The following is an 18355-nucleotide window of genomic DNA, read 5'->3' as shown; positions in this document are numbered from 1 at the left end:
TCTTTACCGGATAGCGCGATCCTGACGTGACATGGCTACTTCGTTGGAAAATTCTGAAAAGCGGGGTTTCCACAGAATGTGTTGCGGCAGGCCTTCCTCTCAACCTCTTGGCACGCCTGATGTGTGAAGGGAGTGAGCAGGGGGATTAGAAGAGCGACAGCTGCTCCCCGGGGCGGATAAACCCATCCAGCCTGAGCTGAATATGGCGTTTGCCCAGATCAAGGCGCTTGCTGATGAGGCGAAAGCGCTGGGCCAGCAGATCGGCAAAGTGCCCCTCACCGCGCATGCGGGTACCGAAGGCGGTACTGTTGAGCCCGCCACCGCGGCTGGCTCGCAACTGATTCAAAATAGCCTCCTTCTGGCCCGGATAGTGGGTATCGAGCCAGTCATCAAATAGCGGCGCCAGCTCGTGGGGCAGGCGCAGCAGGATGTAATCGGCGCAACTGGCGCCAGCCTCGGCAGCCGATTTGATGATCTGCTCCAGCTCCGGTTCATTGAGCCGCGGGATCATGGGTGCGGCCAGTATCCCCACCTGCACGCCAGCGTTGGCCAGCTTCTCGATCACTTTCAAGCGGCCTGCACCCGTGCTGGCGCGGGGCTCCAGCTGTCGGCGCAGGGTTTCGTTCAAGGTCGCCACCGACACCATCACCTGACACAGTCCCTCTCTGGCCAGCTCGGTCAACAGATCGAGGTCGCGCAAGATCATGGCGCTCTTGGTAATGAGCCCGACCGGATGGCGGTGGGCCAGCATCACTTCCAGCAACTGCCGGGTGAGGCGATAGCGCTGCTCGATGGGTTGATAGGGGTCGGTATTGGCGCCAATGAAGATGGTCTGTGGCTGATAGGCAGGTTTGGCAAACTCCCGGCGCAGCAGGTCGGCTGCATTGCGTTTGGCAAACAGCTTGCTCTCGAAATCGAGACCGGGGGAGAGCTCCAGATAGGCATGGCTGGGTCTGGCATAGCAGTAGATGCAGCCGTGTTCGCACCCCTGATAGGGGTTGATGGAGCGACCAAAGGGGACATCCGGCGAGCTGTTGTAGCTGATGATGCTGCGTGCATCGATCTCCCGCACCTCGGTGCCAGGCACAGAAGAAGTGAAAGCGGCATCCCAATCGGACGATTGCCAGCCATCATCGACCGCTTCGACAAGGGGGCCGCTAAAACGGTGATCTATATTGTGGGGGCTGCCTCGTCCTGCCATGGTGTGCATCTACACTGTTTATACATACAGTTATTTTGCAGGTACCCCGGATAAATGACAACAACTGCTGATCGACCGGGTGCAAAAAGGGTTGTCGCAGGGATCTCTTGCTTGATCGCAACGCTACATTTCGTTTACATAGACGAAATGAGAACTGGATCACGGAAATCATCATGAGCCCCACCACTTCCCGCTGGCTGTTTATCGGTCTGTTTGCGCTGGTTATCTGGCGTCTGCTTCCGCTCTCCACCGAGCAGGAGATGGCTGCTGCCAACCGTGCCTGGCGTACCGGTCATTTCGATGAGGCGACCCGGATCTGGTCGCCACTGGCCGATCAAGGCCAACCTCGGGCGCAAGCCTTGATGGGCTGGAGCCATGAAGTGGGGCAGGGGAGCGAGCAGGATATCCATCAGGCCATCACGCTCTATCGCCAGTCGGCGCTGGCGGGGGATGCTTTTGGTCAATATCGGCTGGCAGAGCTCTATCTGCGCGGTGTCGGGGTAAAGCGGGATCTGCGAGAAGCCTTTCACTGGATGGAGCAGGCCGCCCGCAACGGTGATGTACCTGCCATGCTGAAAGTCGGTGTGCTTCATCTGATGGGGGCGAGCGGCAGAGTCGATTTGCCTCAGGCGAAACAGTGGCTCTATCAGGCGGCGCAAAAGGGCAACAAGCTGGCGCTTCAGGTGCTGCAAGAGCTGGCGCTGGGCGAGGAGGGGAGTAGTACCTTTAACTTCAACTGGCAACCCCTGCTTGGTGAATAGTCGGCAGGCGACTCATTTGACTGTAGAAAATATCTGCAAATCCGATACAGCAGGCCCGACTTCTGGTAGCATGGGGCCGTTTTGGCTTGGTTTGTCACGTTAGACATGTGGTTTACGTGTCAGGCCGTCTTCGCAAAGTGCTGTGGAGAACCAAAACATCACCTTTTTGAATCTCTTTTCCATCCCGCATGTGACCTTTGGTAGGGGTCACCACTGTATAAGGAAACACATAATGCCAATCATTACTCTGCCTGACGGCAGCCAACGTCAATTTGCCCACTCTGTTTCCGTCATGGATGTGGCTGCGGACATCGGTCCCGGTCTCGCCAAGGCGTGCATTGCCGGTCGGGTAAACGGTGAACTGGTAGATGCGTGCGAGCTGATCGAAGCCGATGCTGCGCTGGCCATCATCACCGCCAAAGACGAAGAAGGTCTGGACATCCTGCGCCACTCCTGCGCCCACTTGCTGGGTCATGCTATCAAGCAACTCTGGCCCCAGACCAAGATGGCCATCGGTCCTGTCATCGATAACGGCTTCTACTATGACGTTGATCTTGACCGTACCCTGACCGATGAAGATCTGGCTGCCCTGGAAGAGCGCATGCTGGCGCTGGTAGCCAAAGATTACGACGTCATCAAGAAGAAAGTCTCCTGGCAAGAAGCGCGCGATGTATTCGAGGCGCGCGGCGAGTCTTACAAAGTCGAAATCCTGGATCAGAACATTGCCCGTGATGACCAGCCTGGTCTCTATCATCACGAAGAGTACATCGACATGTGTCGCGGCCCGCACGTGCCCAACATGCGTCACTGCCACCACTTCAAACTGCTGAAGATGTCCGGCGCCTACTGGCGTGGCGACTCCAACAACAAGATGCTGCAGCGTATTTACGGTACCGCTTGGGCTGACAAGAAGCAGCTCAAGGCCTATCTGCAGCGTCTGGAAGAGGCCGCCAAGCGCGACCACCGCAAGATCGGCAAGCAGCTCGACCTGTATCACATGCAGGAAGAAGCACCCGGTATGGTGTTCTGGCACAACGATGGCTGGACCATCTTCCGTGAGCTGGAAACCTTTATCCGCGGCAAGCTCAAAGAGTACGACTATCAGGAAGTGAAAGGTCCGTTCATGATGGACCGCGTCCTGTGGGAGCGTTCAGGTCACTGGGAGAAGTATGCCCAGGCCATGTTCACCACCCAGTCTGAAAACCGCGAGTACGCCATCAAGCCGATGAACTGCCCGGGTCACGTCCAGATCTTCAACCAGGGTCTGAAGTCCTACCGCGATCTGCCGCTGCGTATGGCCGAGTTTGGTTCCTGCCACCGCAACGAGCCGTCCGGTTCCCTGCACGGTCTGATGCGGGTGCGCGGCTTCACTCAGGATGACGCTCACATCTTCTGTACCGAAGAGCAGATCATGGAAGAGGTCTCCGGCTGTATTCGTATGGTCTATGACGTTTACGGTACCTTTGGCTTCGAGAACATCGTGGTCAAGCTCTCCACTCGTCCCGAGCAGCGTATCGGCTCCGACGAGATGTGGGATCGTGCCGAGAAAGCCCTGGCCGAAGCGCTGGAACTCAACGGTCTGAAGTACGATCTGCAGCCGGGTGAAGGGGCGTTCTACGGTCCCAAAATTGAATTTACCCTGCACGATTGCCTTGATCGTGCGTGGCAATGTGGTACCGTGCAGCTCGACTTTGCCCTGCCTGGTCGTCTGGGTGCCACTTATGTGGGCGAAAATAACGATCGCCACGTACCCGTGATGATCCACCGGGCCATCCTGGGTTCTATCGAGCGCTTCATCGGTATCCTGACTGAAGAGTACGCCGGTCTGTTCCCGACCTGGTTGGCACCGACTCAGGCTGTGGTCATGAATATCACGGACAATCAGGCCGATTATGCGGTGAAAGTAGCCAAAGCATTGAATGATGCGGGCCTTCGCGCAAAAGCGGACTTGAGAAATGAGAAGATTGGCTTTAAAATCCGCGAGCATACTTTGAAGCGAGTACCTTTCATGCTGGTCTGCGGCGATAAAGAAGTTGAAGCCGGTAAGATTGCAGTACGGACTCGTAAAGGGGCTGACCTGGGCACTTATCCTGTTGAAGAGTTTATCGCTCTGTTAACCCAGGAAGTTCAGACCCGCGGACAAAAGAAAGTGGAGGAATAAGCTATAAAAGGCGGAAAAAAACTGGGCAAGCAACCGCAAGCCCGCGCTCACCGGATCAATGAAGAGATCCGTCTGAAAGAAGTTCGTCTGACTGGTCTGGATGGTGAAGCCATTGGCATCACCTCCATTCAGGATGCTCTGAACTTGGCCGCAGAGGCCGGAGTTGATCTGGTAGAGATCAGTCCAAATGCTGAGCCGCCCGTTTGCCGGATCATGGATTACGGCAAATTCCTCTACGAAAAGAGCAAAACAACCAAAGAACAGAAGAAAAAGCAGAAAGTCGTCCAGGTCAAGGAAATCAAATTCCGTCCTGGCACTGACGAAGGCGACTATCAGGTAAAACTACGCAACCTGGTTCGCTTTCTGGAAGACGGGGACAAGGCTAAGGTCACCCTGCGCTTCCGTGGTCGTGAAATGGCCCACCAGGATCTTGGTATCAAGGTTCTGGAGCGCGTCAAGAACGATCTGGAAGAGTTGGCCGTAGTCGAGTCGTTCCCGAAAGTCGAAGGCCGTCAAGCTGTGATGGTTCTCGCACCTAAGAAGAAATCTTAAGGCCCACAAGAAATTGACTCATGGGGCAAGCCCCATAAGTCGGTTCGCCTTGCGATTTTGTTGTCACTCACAATGCGGAGTATGAAATGCCGAAGATGAAAACCAACCGGGGTGCTGCAAAGCGCTTCAAAAAGACTGGCTCGGGTCGCTTCAAGTGCAAGCACAACCACCTGCGTCACATCCTGACCAAGAAGAGCAGCAAGCGTAAGCGTCAGCTGGGACCGAAATTCATGGTTTCTGCTGCCGACCACAAACGTGTTGTCGCTTGTCTGCCGTACGCATAAGGGGGGATGTGAAAAATGCCAAGAGTTAAACGTGGTGTGACTGCTCGAGCTCGTCACAAGAAAGTAATGAAAGCCGCCAAAGGTTACTACGGCGCCCGTTCCCGTGTTTACCGCGTAGCGGTACAAGCGGTAACCAAAGCTGGTCAGTATGCCTACCGTGACCGTCGCCAGAAAAAGCGTCAGTTCCGTCAGCTGTGGATTGCGCGTATCAACGCTGCAGCCCGTCAGAACGGTCTGTCCTACAGCCGTCTGATCAACGGTCTGAAGAAGGCTTCTATCGAGATCGATCGCAAGATCCTGTCCGATATCGCCGTTCACGACAAAATGGCTTTCACCGCCCTGGTTGAAAAAGCTAAAGCAGCTCTGGTTTAATCCAGTTCTGTTATAAACGCTAAAAGGAGGCTCAGGCCTCCTTTTTTGTATCTGTCATTTGCGGTTTTACATTACTTTTCCCTTTATCCTATCCATATTCTGTCCACTGTTTTACACGCGCTACAGTTTTCTCCACACAAGGCGATATGTGCGAGATGACCTGTTCTACAAATGCTTCATATGCCAACAAACTAGATGTTTGTTCTAATATTTCAGGAATAGCGATGAACCGATGAGACTCGATTGATATAACAAAATGATTTGTAGGGAGAAAAGCCCACCTTAACTATGGTCAGCGAAGGGGCTTTTTTTGTATTATTCCCCTCTTGACCTTATTTAGCCTAAAGGCTCCTGTACCGGGAGTGGTGACGAGGAAGACATGCAACAGCTTGAAGAAGTAGTCGGCCAAGCCAGAGCCGAAATTGAGGGCGTAAGCGACATCGCTACCCTCGACGAAATCCGGGTCAAATATCTGGGTAAAAAGGGCTTTTTTACCGAGCAGATGAAGGGCCTGGGTGCCTTGTCTGCCGAAGAGCGTCCCGCCGCGGGCGCCGTGATCAACCAGGCCAAACAGCAGGTTCAGGATGCCCTGAACGAGCGTCGTGAAGCACTCGAAGTCGCCGTGCTGAACCAGAAGCTGGCCGCAGAGACCATCGACGTCAGCCTGCCGGGCCGCCGGATCGAGAATGGCGGTCTGCACCCGGTAACCCGCACCATCGAGCGCATCGAGCGCCTGTTTGGCGAGATGGGCTTCAAGGTGGCCCGTGGTCCCGAGATTGAAGATGGCTTCCACAACTTCGATGCGCTGAATATTCCGGCTCACCATCCGGCGCGTACCGATCACGATACCTTCTACTTCAATCCTGATCTGATGCTGCGTACCCACACCTCCGGTGTGCAGATCCGCACCATGCAGCAGCAACAGCCGCCGATCCGCATCATTGCACCGGGCCGCGTCTATCGTAACGACTACGACATGACCCACACCCCGATGTTCCATCAGGTTGAAGGTCTGCTGGTTGACGAGCATGCCAGCTTTACCGAGTTGAAGGGCATTCTGCACGACTTTCTGCGCAACTACTTCGAGGAAGACCTGACCATTCGCTTCCGTCCTTCCTATTTCCCGTTCACCGAGCCGAGCGCTGAAGTAGATGTGATGGGCAAGAATGGCAAGTGGCTGGAAGTGCTGGGCTGCGGCATGGTGCACCCGAACGTACTGCGTTCGGTCGGCATCGATCCGGAAAAATACTCCGGCTTTGCCTTCGGCATGGGCGTTGAGCGCCTGACCATGCTGCGTTACGGGGTCAACGACCTGCGTGCCTTCTTCGAAAACGACCTGCGCTTCCTCAAGCAGTTCAAGTAAGGGCGAGAGAACATGAAATTCAGTAAATCCTGGGTGATGGATTGGGTCCGCACCGAGTTGAGTGACAACGCGCTGGCCGAGCAGATCACCATGGCCGGTCTGGAAGTGGACGCCGTGGAAGCGGTTGCCGGCCAGTTCAACAATGTGGTAGTGGGTGAAGTGGTCGAGTGTGCCCAGCATCCTGACGCCGACAAACTGCGGGTGACCAAGGTCAACGTGGGTGAAGCCGAGCTGCTGGACATCGTCTGCGGCGCGCCGAACTGCCGTCAGGGCCTGAAAGTGTGTGTGGCCAAAGTAGGGGCGACCCTGCCGGGTGATTTCACCATCAAGAAAGCCAAGCTGCGTGGCCAGCCGTCCCACGGCATGCTCTGCTCTTTCAGTGAGCTGGGTATCGACGTTGAAGCCGATGGCATCATCGAGCTGCCAGCCGATGCCCCCATTGGTACCGATATTCGTGACTACCTCAATCTGAACGACGTCTCCATCGACGTGGATCTGACTCCGAACCGTGCCGATTGCCTCGGTATCGCCGGTCTGGCTCGTGAAATTGGCGTGCTCAACAGCGTGGACGTGGTCGAGCCGACCTGGGCACCTGCTGTTGCCACCATTGATGCAACTTTCCCGATCCGGGTTGAAGCAACCGCCGATTGCCCCCGTTATCTGGGGCGTGTCATCAAGGGGCTGAACTTGCAGGCCCAGAGCCCGCTCTGGATGCAAGAGAAGCTGCGTCGTGGCGGCATTCGTTCCATCGACGCGATTGTCGACATCACCAACTACCTGCTGCTGGAATACGGTCAGCCGATGCACGCCTTCGATCTGGCTACCCTGGAAGGGGAACTGGTGGTGCGTCGTGCCCAAGCCGATGAGCCGATGACCCTGCTCGACGGCAACGAAGTGAAGCTCAAAGAGACCACCTTGGTGATTGCCGATGCCAAAGGTCCTGCCTGCATGGCCGGTATCTTCGGTGGCAACCGCACCGGTGTATCCGAGACCACCACCGACATTTTGCTGGAGTGTGCCTTCTTCGCGCCGCTCTCCATCACCGGCCGTGCCCGTACTTACGGTCTGCACACCGACTCATCCCATCGCTTCGAGCGCGGGGTGGATCCCGAGCTGCAAGCCAAGGTGATGGACCGTGCAACTCGCCTGCTGCTGGATATCTGCGGCGGCGAAGCGGGTCCGGTCATCGAGGTCAAATCCGATGCCCATCTGCCGAAAGCGGCACCCATCAAGCTGCGTCGGACCAAGCTCGACAAGGTGATCGGTATCAGCGTGGCGGATGCTCAGGTGGTCGAGATCCTGACCCGCCTCGGCATGCAAGTCACTGTCGATGCTGACGGTTGGACTGCGTTGGCACCCTCCTGGCGTTTCGATATCGTCATCGAGGAAGACCTCATCGAGGAAGTGGCTCGCATCTACGGCTACAACAACATCCCGAACCTGAAACCCGCTGCCTCCTTGGCGATGGTGGAGCAGGCAGAAGGGCAGGTGACCCTGAAGCGCGTGCGCGACCTGCTGGTTGACCGCGGTTTCCAGGAAGCGATCACCTACAGCTTCGTTGATCCCAAGACCCAGCAAACCCTGTTCCCGCAGAGCGATGCCATCGTACTGCCGAACCCGATCTCGGCCGAAATGTCCGCCATGCGCGTCTCTCTGTTCCCTGGTTTGGTGCAGGCTGTTGTTTACAACCAGAACCGTCAGCAGCCGCGCGTGCGTCTGTTCGAGCAGGGTCTGCGTTTCATCAAGGATGAAAGCGCCGAGAACGGCATCCGTCAGGAGCCGATGCTGGCCGGTATCATCACTGGCAACCAGAGCGACGAGCACTGGGATATCAAAACCCGCGCAGCCGACTTCTTTGATTTGAAAGGGGATCTGGAAGCGGTGCTTGACTTGACCGCCGAAGGGGCCACCTTTACCTTCGAGCGCACCGAGCACAGCGCCCTGCACCCGGGCCAGAGCGCAGTCATCCTGCGCAATGGCGAGATCATCGGCCACATCGGCGTGATCCACCCGAGCCTCGAGAAGAAGCTGGGCCTCAAGAGCCGCGCGGTGATGTTTGAGCTGGAGCTGGACAAGCTGACCCCGGCCAAGGTGCCTGTGGCAGCCGAAGTTTCCAAGTTCCCGGCGAACCGTCGCGACATCGCCGTCGTGGTCGATCGTCAGGTTCTGGCAGGTGATGTGCTTGCGGTAATTAAAAAAGTTGGCGGAAATCAGGTAGTTGGAATAAACTTGTTTGACGTATACCAGGGTGCTGGTATGGCAGAGGACAAGAAGAGCCTGGCCATCAGTCTTGTATTGCAAGACACACAGCGCACCCTGGAGGAGAAAGAGATTGCCGAGACCGTAGACAATGTCGTGCGGGCCCTTGGTGAAGAGTTGAATGCATCCTTGAGGGATTGATCTATGGCGCTTACCAAAGCCGACATTGCAGAGCACCTGTTCACCCAGCTCGGGATGAGCAAGCGTGAAGCCAAAGATATGGTGGAAGCCTTCTTTGAGGAAATCCGACAGGCGCTTGAGCGTGGTGAACAAGTCAAGATTTCAGGCTTCGGTAACTTTGACCTTCGTGAGAAGAATCAGCGTCCCGGACGCAACCCAAAGACGGGCGAGGATATTCCTATCAGCGCCCGCCGCGTGGTGACCTTCCGGCCTGGCCAGAAGCTCAAGGCCAGGGTAGAAAATGTTGAACCCAACGAGTGATAAAAAGCCAGGCAGATGCCTGGCTTTTGTTTTCAGATGACCAAATTCCCCGTTTTTCTTCTGGGTGCCGTACTGGCACTGCCATTGCACGCCAAGCCTTTGCAGACCACAGTGCTGCCGTTGGCGCCGGCGACCCAAGCTTATGTAAATTCACTGAGTCAGCTTTCGCTCTGCTATCCTGCGACGCTTCCTCCACCATACCTGATGGCCGAGGGGGGTCTGCTCAAGGATCGTCTCGCCCGGTTGCAGGAGCTGTTCCCGGTTCCGCTGGTGCTCAAAGAGTTGCCCGATTGGCAGACATTGCGCAACGGGCTCGCAGAGGGTGACTGCGACATCATTCCCTATGTCGGAACCCGCAAGAAGGCCGTGGAGGGCATGCGGTTAAGTCGTCCGATGATGGAGACCGATGCCGCCATCCTCTACAAGGGTGAAAATCTCAAACAGGCCCGCTTTCTGGTCTACTCGGTGGCAGACTCTGCCCGCCTGCTGCACGAGCTCTATCCCCAGGCACGCATTATTTCCCTAAAAAGCGGAGAGAAGGTCTACGACGCGCTGCAGAGTGGAAAGGGTGATGCCTATCTGGGGGACTATCTGCAACTGCGCTATCTGATGCGCGAGTTTCCTGCCGATGGGTTGCGCCTGCGCCGCCTGTTTGGTGAGGATCGGATCATCAGCTATCGCCTGATGATGCGCGATCAGCCTGAGTTGGCCAATCTGGTGGACACCCTGATCCGTCATATGCCCGCCGGTACTATCTATACCGATCTGGCTCGCTATCTCGATCAGGGGTCGCTCTATGTCAACCAGCCCCACTTCAGCGATACCGAGCAGGCCTGGTTATCCGGCCGCGGGCGCACCATTCGCCTGGTGGTCAATCCCGAGTTGATGCCCTATAGCGGCGTCAATGATCTGGGGGAGGCGAAAGGGTGGAGCGCGGATGTGCTGCGCTGGGTCACCCAGGAGACCGGCCTGAAATACAAGCTGGTGCCTGCCGCTAGCAAGGCGGAGGCCGTAGAAAAGCTGCGCCGTGGTGAGGCGGATATGATGGCCGGCTTGCCGGAATCTCCGGCATTGACGGATCAGTTCATTTTCAGTCGGACGATCTCCACCAACCGATTTGCCTTGATCAGCAAGCGCAAGCTGGCTGCCGATCGCATCACCCAACTCAAGCGGCAGCGTATTCTGGTGCCGGAGTCCCTCTACGATCCCTCCTTGCTCGCCCTGCTCGGTGATCAGGAGTGGCTTCGCACCGACGGCCTCGAGCAGGGGCTTGCCGCGATCAAACAGGGCAAGGCTGACGCCATGCTGAGCGAGCTATATCAGCTGCAATATCCCCAGCGTACCAACTTGCTGGAAGGGCTCGATATCGAGGAGCTGGAAGATCGCTTCAGTCTTGGCTTTGCCATCAACAAGAGTCAGACCGAACTGGCCGGGGTGATGGATCGCAACCTGATGGCGCTGACCAGCACCCAGATTGACGAACTTAACCAGCGCTGGCGCCGCTTGCTCGTCGTGCAGCAGCCCGGCGTGAGCTACGCCGCCTGGTTTGGCTCCATCGCCATGGCACTGCTGATCAGCGGTATCGTCATCGGCGGGATCTGGCGCTCTCGTCAGCAACTGGCACGGGAGGTGGCCCAGCGTCACGCCGCCGAGAAGGCGCTGGCCATCGAGAGCGAGCTGCGGGAAACCATGTTTCAGGCGTTGCCGGTGCCCGTCTATCTGCGCAATAGCCAGGGCAAGGTGATCAAATCCAATAAACAGGGGCGACGTCTGGCCCTGCGCTATTCGCAGCAGTTGATGTTGCCACCGGTACAGCCCCAGAAGAGTGAAGGGGAGCTGGTGCTGGGGGATCAGGTCTTCGCCTATGCCCAACATCCGCTGCGACTGGACAAGCAGGCTCCCGCAACCGATCTTATCGCCCTGTCGGATATCAGTGTGTTGCGTGAGCAGGCCCGTTTTCTGCGTCAGGCAGAGCGCCGCCTGCGCGCCCTGACCAACACCGTTCCCGGCGTGGTGCTGCAGTTTATGTTCGAGCGGGGACGGGTAGGGGGGATCGAGTTTATCAGCCGCGGCTGTTACGAGCTGCTGGGGCTGGCGAGTCAGCAGATCCGTCGTGAGCCCAAACGGGTGCTCATTATGCTGGAGCGCGAGGATCGCCGTCGGGTAAGCCGTGAGATGTTCGCCATGTTGCAGGCTGGCAAACCCTTTGCATTCACCATGCGCTACCACCATCCGACCAAGGGTCTGCGCTGGTTGCAGCTCTATGGCCGTGGTCGCAGTCAACCGCAGGGTTGGCGAATTTATGCGGTGATGCAGGATGCCACTGCCCGGGTCGAGCAGGATCAAGCACTGCAGCACTCCCATGAGCAGGCGCAACAGGCAGTTCTGGCCAAGGGGCGCTTTTTGGCCGCCATCAGCCACGAGATCCGCACGCCGATGAACGCCATGCTCGGCTTGCTGGAGTGGCTGGCCAGCACCCCTTTGTCCAGAGAGCAGGATTCGGCGCTGGCGCGGGTGCGTCAGGCGGGGGATGAGCTGCTCGGCCTGCTCAACGATGTGCTCGACTTTAGCCGCAACGAGAACAGCAAACTCTCCCTCTCGCCCCAACCCACCGATTTCACCGAGCTGTGCGAGCACGTGGCGGCAGTGCACTGGACCAAGGCGCGGGCCAAGGGATTGCAACTGCGCCTTAAGTTGGATCCAGCTCTGCCTGCCCTGCAGACCCTCGACCCTCACCGGGTACGGCAAGTGCTCCACAACCTGCTCTCCAATGCCATCAAGTTCAGCCTGCGTGGGGAAGTGGTGCTGTGGGCCGAGGTGGTCGCATCGACCTTGCGCTTTGGTGTGGATGATCAGGGACCGGGGATCACCGCCAAGATGCGCACCACGCTCTTTATGCCGTTCGAGCAGTTTGCCGTTGAAGGACAGCTGCGGGCGCCGGGCACAGGTCTTGGTCTGGCGATCTGCAAGCAGCTGATCGAGCAGATGGGGGGGCTTATCGATGTCGAGGGGCGTGTTGGTGGCGGTAGCCGCTTCTACTGCGAGTTGCCGCTGAAGCGTGTGCAGCAGGAGCCGGACTGGCTGCCCAATGTGCGGCAGCTGGCACTCTCTTTACCCCACGATGAGGCGCAAGCGCTGTCGCCCTGGCTTAGTCGATTGGGGATCGCCACCGTCAGCAACGCCGTTGATACGCTGCAAGCGGAGGTGGACGAGAAGGGGCTCTACTATTGGGCCTGGCAAGGGGAGTCCTGGGTACCCGGGACCATCATCACCCTGCTGCAGCCACGGCTGACCCCGGATCAACCGGTGGCCGGCACCCAGCCCGGGCTCGGCATGCGGGTACTGCTGGTTGAAGATCACGATGTCAATCGCGAGCTGATCAGCCTGCAACTGGGGCAACTTGGTGCCAGCGTTATCACTGCCGCCAACGGGCAGCTAGCGCTGGAGATGTTGGCGCAGCAAGAGGTGGATTTTGTGCTGACCGATCTGCAGATGCCGGTGATGAACGGGGCCGAGCTGTGCAGGCAATTGCGCCAATCCGCCCGTTGGGCCCGTCTGCCGGTCTATGTGATCACCGCAGATCTCAGTGATCAGGCGGCAAGGGAGCTGCAATCCTGCGGTTGCGATGGCCATCTGGACAAGCCGGTCGCTCTCAAGGAGCTGGCGACCTTGCTGCGCCATATTGCCAAAGAGGGGAGCAATGTTGTCGCCCCGACACCGGTTGCCTCGCTGCTGACCGATGAACTGGCCGCCCTTTATCTGAAGGCTACCCGTGATGATTTGGCCGAACTTGAGCGCTGCAGCACAGAAGAAGATGAAGTTGGCGTGAATGCTGCTTTACACAAGTTGAAGGGGGCCGCCAGAATGGTAGGGGCGACCGCGTTGGTGGCGGTCATTGAAGAGTGGCAACAGGCGCCCCATCCGATGCTGCAAGCCAGATTGAACCGGGCACTGGATGAGTTCAGCCAGCAGTTTTCAAAGAGGGCTCAAGATGATCATCACTGATGAAGAATTACTGGCGTTGCTCGATTCGGAAGAGCATGAGGCGGCAGGATTTTGCCCCATTGTGCTCTATGCCCTCGACAGCACCGCCCATGAGTTGGCCAGCACCATGACATTGCCCTCCTATGTCACGCTGCACCGTACCCGACCGGATGCCTGCTGGCAGTGGGAAGGGCTGTTTGCGGCCGGCGCCATCGCACTTTACGACCCCGCCGCTCATCAGCAGGCGGACTACTTCCCCCAGTTGCAGCAGCATGAGGGAATTTACGCTATTGGCGAGGATTGGCTGGGGGGGCTTGCCGCCAGTTACCGTAACTGGTGCAACTGGCTGGCCGCTAACAAGGTGCTGCTGCTCGAGGATCACCCGTTTCAGGGGATGCAACTGCAACAGACCATCGCCGGGTTGGGGCTCTCCTGTCAGTGGGTACAGGATGAATCGGCCTGTCTTGCGGCATTGTCGGCGGGCGACATCAGCCTGCTAGTGTGCGATCTCAGTCTGGTGGAGCAAGAAGCCATCAGTCTGCTGATGAACCAGCCCCAGTTGCAGGAGGCCGGGCTGCCCATTGTGCTGCTTTCGGCCCATGAGCAGACGCTGATCGACGGTGCCCGCCGCCTGCTGCACGATGCCGGTTTCAATATTCTGGCGGCGCTGGCCAAGCCGCTTGATTGCGACGAGCTGCTCAGGTTGCTACGTCGACTCTATCTGGGCCCGCTGCGTCAACAGCGCTTGAGCGGCCAGCGCCGCTCCATCCGCCGGTGGCAGGGGGAGGTGCAGGGTCAGCTTGGGCTGCTCTCCAGTCCCGCGACCCCTCATCCGGTCTGGCTGGCGGTAACGGGTTTGCCCAGCCGCTGGGAGGCGCTCAAGGATTGGCTGACGGAGCAGTCGCGCACCCCAGCCGAACTGACCCTGCTGATCCACCGTCGTGACCACCTGCTCGGCAATGCCGATCGCTTCGCGCTGGTGCTGCAAGCCAGTCTGGCGGGGAGCAAGCTGGCGCTGCTGCTCGATAACAGCCAGCATCTGCCATTCGATCTGCTGGAGCGTTTGCCGCTGCAAGCCTTGCTGCTGGGGCAGGGGATCTTGCCGGAGATGGAGTCCTTGACCGGTGACTCCCTGCTTGGACGCTTTATGGCCAGGGTTCGGGAGCTGGGGATCGCCGTCTATCTGGATGATCCTTACAACCTGCTCGACGTCGAGGTGTGGCGAGAGCGCGGTATGACGGGGCGCTGGTAAGCCATGCCGCGCTACCTCTGCTGGCCCATGCACCGGGAGCGCCTTGGCAAAGGACTGGAGGGCTGGCCCCATCCGCTTTCCCGGGCCGCGCTGCCACTGGCGATGCAGGTATCCGGGGTGCCTTGCTTGCTGCGCGAGCTGCATGGGGTGGCGCCTGCCCGCATGCTGGCCGCTTACGATGCATTGAGTGAAGAGAGCATCTATCTGCGCTTTATGCGTCCGAAACGGACGCCGCCACCGGAACAGGTGGCCCAATTTCTCAATTACCATCCCGAACAACAGATTTCGCTGTTGCTGACCGATCTTGCCGGTGAGCCGCTGGCTCAGGCGCAATCAATCCGCCGCCGCCTTCATCCCGATCGGGCGGAGTTTTCTTGCATCGTAGCGGATCACTTTCAGCACAAGGGGGCGGGGAGGCGGATTCTGCTGGCGCTGGCACTGCTGGCCAGAGCGGACGGGATCCGGGAGTGGACGGCGGAAGTGCTGGCCCAGAACCGGCCCATGCTGACCCTGCTCAAGCGCCTTGGTTTGCCGCTGACCCTGGTGACCGGGCGGGAGATGGTCTTTGTCAGGCTGGATCTGTCGGTACTGGATGCCTGGTTGCCCGTGCCGCCAGCGGTGCCGCTTAAGACCAAGGGCGAATAGTGACACTTTTTTCCCTGTGCTAAGGTCACATTTATTGTGCGGGGATAGACGGAGCAGCTTATGGCGCAGTCATATAAACATATCGTGATCCTGACCGGGGCGGGGATCTCTGCCGAATCCGGCATCAAGACTTTTCGTGCCTGCGACGGTTTGTGGGAAGAGCACAAGGTCGAGGATGTGGCGACCCCCGAGGGGTATGCCCGGGATCCCGAACTGGTGCTGCGCTTTTACAACTCCCGCCGCAAACAGCTGCAACAGCCCCAGGTTCACCCCAATCCGGCCCACTATGCGCTGGCCCGCCTCGAGCGACTGCTGCCCGGTTCGGTGACGCTGGTCACCCAGAACATCGACAATCTGCACGAGAGCGCTGGCAGCAAGAACCTTATCCATATGCACGGCGAGCTGCTCAAGGCCCGCTGCCCCGAGTCCGGTCAGGTGATCGAGTGGCGCGGCGATCTCCATCAGGACGAGCTCTGCTCCTGCTGCCAGTTCCCCCAGCCGATGCGTCCCCATGTGGTCTGGTTTGGCGAAATGCCGCTCGGGCTGGATCGTATCTACAGCGCGCTGGCCCAGTGCGATCTCTTTATCTCCATCGGCACCTCTGGCGCAGTCTATCCGGCCGCCGGGTTTGTCCATGAAGCGGGATTGAACGGGGCACACACCATCGAGCTCAATCTCGAACCGAGCGAGGTAGGTAGCCAGTTTGACGAAAAGCGCTATGGCCCAGCCTCCCTGCTGGTGCCCGCCTATGTCGATGAGTTGCTGGAGGCGTGTGGCATTCATCAACCGAGGCAAGTCGAGGGACACAACTGGATGGAGATGCGCGGTCCCTGAGCTACTGTGCGACGGGACAGTTGCAATGGTTCGGTGAAATCGCCACACTGGCAACCATTTAAAAAATGGGACGCAGTTGGCGCAAATTTCCATGACCGCAGTAAAGCAATGGATCGCTTTTTTTCTCCTGATGCTGGCCAGTGCCAGTGTATCGGCCTCCATCTCCCTGATGACCCTGGTACTGCCAGATGGCCAGCAGGTGACCCTCGATGAGGCGGCCCTCTCCGCCTTGCCACAGACCGAATTCACTACGACTACCCCCTGGACTCAGGGCGCCCACCACTATCGCGGGCCGACCCTGTCAGCCGTGCTGGCGGCGCAAGGGATCCCGGATGCTCGCAAGATCGCCGTCTCGGCCCTCAACGGCTATCAGCAGGTGGTGGATCTGGCCCTGTTCGACGGCGTGCCGCTGACCCTGGTGCGTCAGGAGGACGGCAAACCGCTGACCCGGCGCAACAAGGGGCCGCTCTGGCTGCTCATCCCGTTCACCACCTATCCCACGCTGGACGTGCCTGCCATTCACAACTGCATGGTGTGGCAGGTGACCCGCATCGAGATCGTCAATTGATGGGGCTATCCCGCCAAAATCTGCTGTTGGTTGCGGTGTCGCTGCTGTTTCTGCTCTCGTCGGGCAGCAGCCTCTATCTGCAGTATCGGCAGGAGCAGCTAGTCGATACCTTCTACCGCAATGTCCACTGGAACATCAGCCAGGTGATGCTCGAATCACAGCGTTTCCTCTACGATCTGCAGCTCTACCGGGCTGGCAGACTGTCGATGGAGACCCTGAGCCTCGATTACGATCTGCTGTGGAACCGGCTCGATATCTTCCTCATCAGCAGTGAGACCGCCGAGATGCGCCAGCGGCACGGGCTCGGCAAGGTGCTGGCCACCCTGTTCGAGCAGATCAAGCAGCTCGAACCCCAGATGGAGGCTGGTGCGCTGCGCGAGGGGGCTGAGCTTGCCCGTTTGCAGGAGGCGATCGCCAGCCAGACCCGTCTCATCGAACAGATAGGGGATCAGATCCTCTCCGGTCAGGAGCGAGAGCATTCGATCAGCCAGATCCGCAACAGCCTGTTCTGGCTGCAGATCTGGCAACTGATCCTGTTGCTGACCGGTGGCGCTCTGGTCGCAGCCCTCATTCGCGCCAATCTGGCGAACCGTCGGCTTGCCTTGCTTGATCCCCTGACCCAGCTGGGCAACCGCCGTGCCCTGCAGGAGCAGCTCTCTCGCGCTCTGCATGCTGATGATGTGAGCGCTTTGGTGGTGCTTGATCTCAAGCGCTTCAAGCAGGTCAATGATCTGCTGGGTTATCAGGTCGGTGATCGGCTGTTGCAGATGGTGGCCAACAAGCTGCTGCATGCCCATGGCAGCCACGCTTACCGGCTCGGCGGAGATGAATTTGCCGTGGTGCTGACCAAGGCGAATGATGCGCTGGAAACCGCCATTCATGAGCTGGTGGATCTGCTCCATTTCGAGTTCGTGACCCGGGAGTGCAGCTTCGATCTTGCCTGTCGGCTCGGGGTCGCCAAGGCGCAACAACAGGATGCTGCCCGGCTGCTGGATCAGGCCATCCTGGCCCTCAACCAGGCCAAGCGTAGCCAGGAGGGGGCGATCAGCTGGTTTGAGCCCGCCATGCTGCAGCAGTTGCAGTTGAGTCAGCAGCAGCTTCATCAGCTGCGAGAGTGGCTGGCGGGGCGCGAGCCAGCACCGCTGCGAGTGGCATTGCAGGCGCTGACGGACGGGCAGGGCAACGAGATGTGGCAATTGGCGCTTGAGTGGCGTGAGCAGGGGGCGCCCTGTCAGATGCGCTGGCTGCAGGAGTGCGGCGTACTGGGGCCCGTGTTGGCCCGTGTGCTGCAAGCGCACGAGGCGCAGTATGCCGATGGTCGGGCACTGCTGGTCCCGCTCGACAACCAGGCCCAGCTGACCCATTTACTGGCCTATCTGCCGGGGGCTTCCCGCACGCCGCTGGTGTTGCTGGTACCGACGCTGCAGCCGGATGGTGTCTTGCTGGCGGGATTGCGCCAGCAGGGTTGCACTCTGGCACTCAGAGAGATTGGCAGTACCACCTCGGCGCAGCTGGCAGCCGGCTGGCCTGTCCGCTACTGGTTGCCGCAGGGTGATGAAGATGGCGAGTTGCTGCAACCTCTGGCCAGACGATTGGGGCTGGTGCCACTGCAAGTGCTGGCAGCCAGGGAGACCCGGTCGCTGGCCTGAGGGCAAAAAGCGGTATTGCACCGGCAAGA

The 18355-nt window shown here is 58.8% G+C and carries 15 protein-coding genes; 14 read left to right on the top strand and 1 reads right to left on the bottom strand.

What is annotated here, in order from left to right; all coding sequences use genetic code 11:
• Positions 1-145: 145 nt before the first annotated feature.
• Positions 146-1201, bottom strand: coding sequence for a PA0069 family radical SAM protein (locus VF684_RS07305; protein WP_440174043.1), 1056 nt, complete (start codon positions 1199-1201; stop codon positions 146-148).
• Between the two features lie 173 nt (positions 1202-1374).
• On the opposite strand from VF684_RS07305, the gene VF684_RS07300 reads away from it, so the two are divergent.
• From VF684_RS07300 to VF684_RS07235, 14 genes are all read left to right on the top strand, one after another.
• Complete coding sequence (locus VF684_RS07300; protein WP_162516077.1) at positions 1375-1962, top strand: tetratricopeptide repeat protein; 588 nt, start codon at positions 1375-1377, stop codon at positions 1960-1962.
• Between the two features lie 232 nt (positions 1963-2194).
• Positions 2195-4123, top strand: a complete 1929-nt coding sequence (thrS, locus tag VF684_RS07295) for a threonine--tRNA ligase (RefSeq protein WP_005336690.1) — start codon at positions 2195-2197, stop codon at positions 4121-4123.
• A 3-nt stretch (positions 4124-4126) separates the two neighbouring features.
• Complete coding sequence (infC, locus tag VF684_RS07290) at positions 4127-4675, top strand: translation initiation factor IF-3 (RefSeq protein WP_026034907.1); 549 nt, start codon at positions 4127-4129, stop codon at positions 4673-4675.
• 86 nt (positions 4676-4761) lie between these two features.
• Positions 4762-4959 (top strand): 50S ribosomal protein L35, encoded by a 198-nt coding sequence (rpmI, locus tag VF684_RS07285; RefSeq protein ID WP_005336688.1) that lies wholly within the window; start codon positions 4762-4764, stop codon positions 4957-4959.
• Positions 4960-4974: 15 nt separating this feature from the next.
• On the top strand, positions 4975-5331 hold the full coding sequence (gene rplT / locus VF684_RS07280) for a 50S ribosomal protein L20 (RefSeq protein WP_005336687.1): 357 nt from the start codon (positions 4975-4977) through the stop codon (positions 5329-5331).
• Between the two features lie 379 nt (positions 5332-5710).
• Entirely contained in the window at positions 5711-6694 is a 984-nt protein-coding gene (gene pheS, locus VF684_RS07275) for a phenylalanine--tRNA ligase subunit alpha (protein WP_005351972.1), read from the top strand.
• Between the two features lie 12 nt (positions 6695-6706).
• Positions 6707-9094 carry a phenylalanine--tRNA ligase subunit beta gene (gene pheT, locus VF684_RS07270; RefSeq protein WP_376898361.1) on the top strand — a complete coding sequence of 796 codons (2388 nt, stop codon included), beginning with the start codon at positions 6707-6709 and terminating at the stop codon, positions 9092-9094.
• Positions 9095-9097: 3 nt separating this feature from the next.
• Positions 9098-9394, top strand: a complete 297-nt coding sequence (gene ihfA / locus VF684_RS07265) for an integration host factor subunit alpha (protein ID WP_005300715.1) — start codon at positions 9098-9100, stop codon at positions 9392-9394.
• 15 nt (positions 9395-9409) lie between these two features.
• Positions 9410-13399, top strand: coding sequence for a response regulator (locus tag VF684_RS07260; RefSeq protein WP_376898359.1), 3990 nt, complete (start codon positions 9410-9412; stop codon positions 13397-13399).
• The gene (locus VF684_RS07255) at positions 13386-14630 is read left to right on the top strand and encodes a response regulator (RefSeq protein ID WP_376898357.1); all 1245 of its coding nucleotides are present in this window, start codon (positions 13386-13388) and stop codon (positions 14628-14630) included. Before VF684_RS07260 ends, VF684_RS07255 begins: the two co-directional genes overlap by 14 nt.
• Positions 14631-14633: 3 nt before the next feature.
• Positions 14634-15275 carry a GNAT family N-acetyltransferase gene (locus VF684_RS07250; RefSeq protein ID WP_376898355.1) on the top strand — a complete coding sequence of 214 codons (642 nt, stop codon included), beginning with the start codon at positions 14634-14636 and terminating at the stop codon, positions 15273-15275.
• Between the two features lie 60 nt (positions 15276-15335).
• Positions 15336-16109: a Sir2 family NAD+-dependent deacetylase gene (cobB, locus tag VF684_RS07245; RefSeq protein ID WP_005336680.1), complete on the top strand. Its 774-nt coding sequence runs from the start codon at positions 15336-15338 to the stop codon at positions 16107-16109.
• A gap of 91 nt (positions 16110-16200) precedes the next feature.
• Entirely contained in the window at positions 16201-16677 is a 477-nt protein-coding gene (locus VF684_RS07240; RefSeq protein ID WP_376898353.1) for a hypothetical protein, read from the top strand.
• Positions 16677-18326 carry a GGDEF domain-containing protein gene (locus tag VF684_RS07235; protein ID WP_376898351.1) on the top strand — a complete coding sequence of 550 codons (1650 nt, stop codon included), beginning with the start codon at positions 16677-16679 and terminating at the stop codon, positions 18324-18326. Before VF684_RS07240 ends, VF684_RS07235 begins: the two co-directional genes overlap by 1 nt.
• Positions 18327-18355 lie beyond the last annotated feature (29 nt).

Origin of the sequence: Aeromonas sp. Lyrl_2 (assembly GCF_051948815.1) — a bacterium.
In the GTDB taxonomy this organism is placed as follows: domain Bacteria; phylum Pseudomonadota; class Gammaproteobacteria; order Enterobacterales; family Aeromonadaceae; genus Aeromonas; species Aeromonas veronii.
Note: the sequence above shows the minus strand (reverse complement) of the source record. Positions and strands in the feature narration are given on the sequence as shown.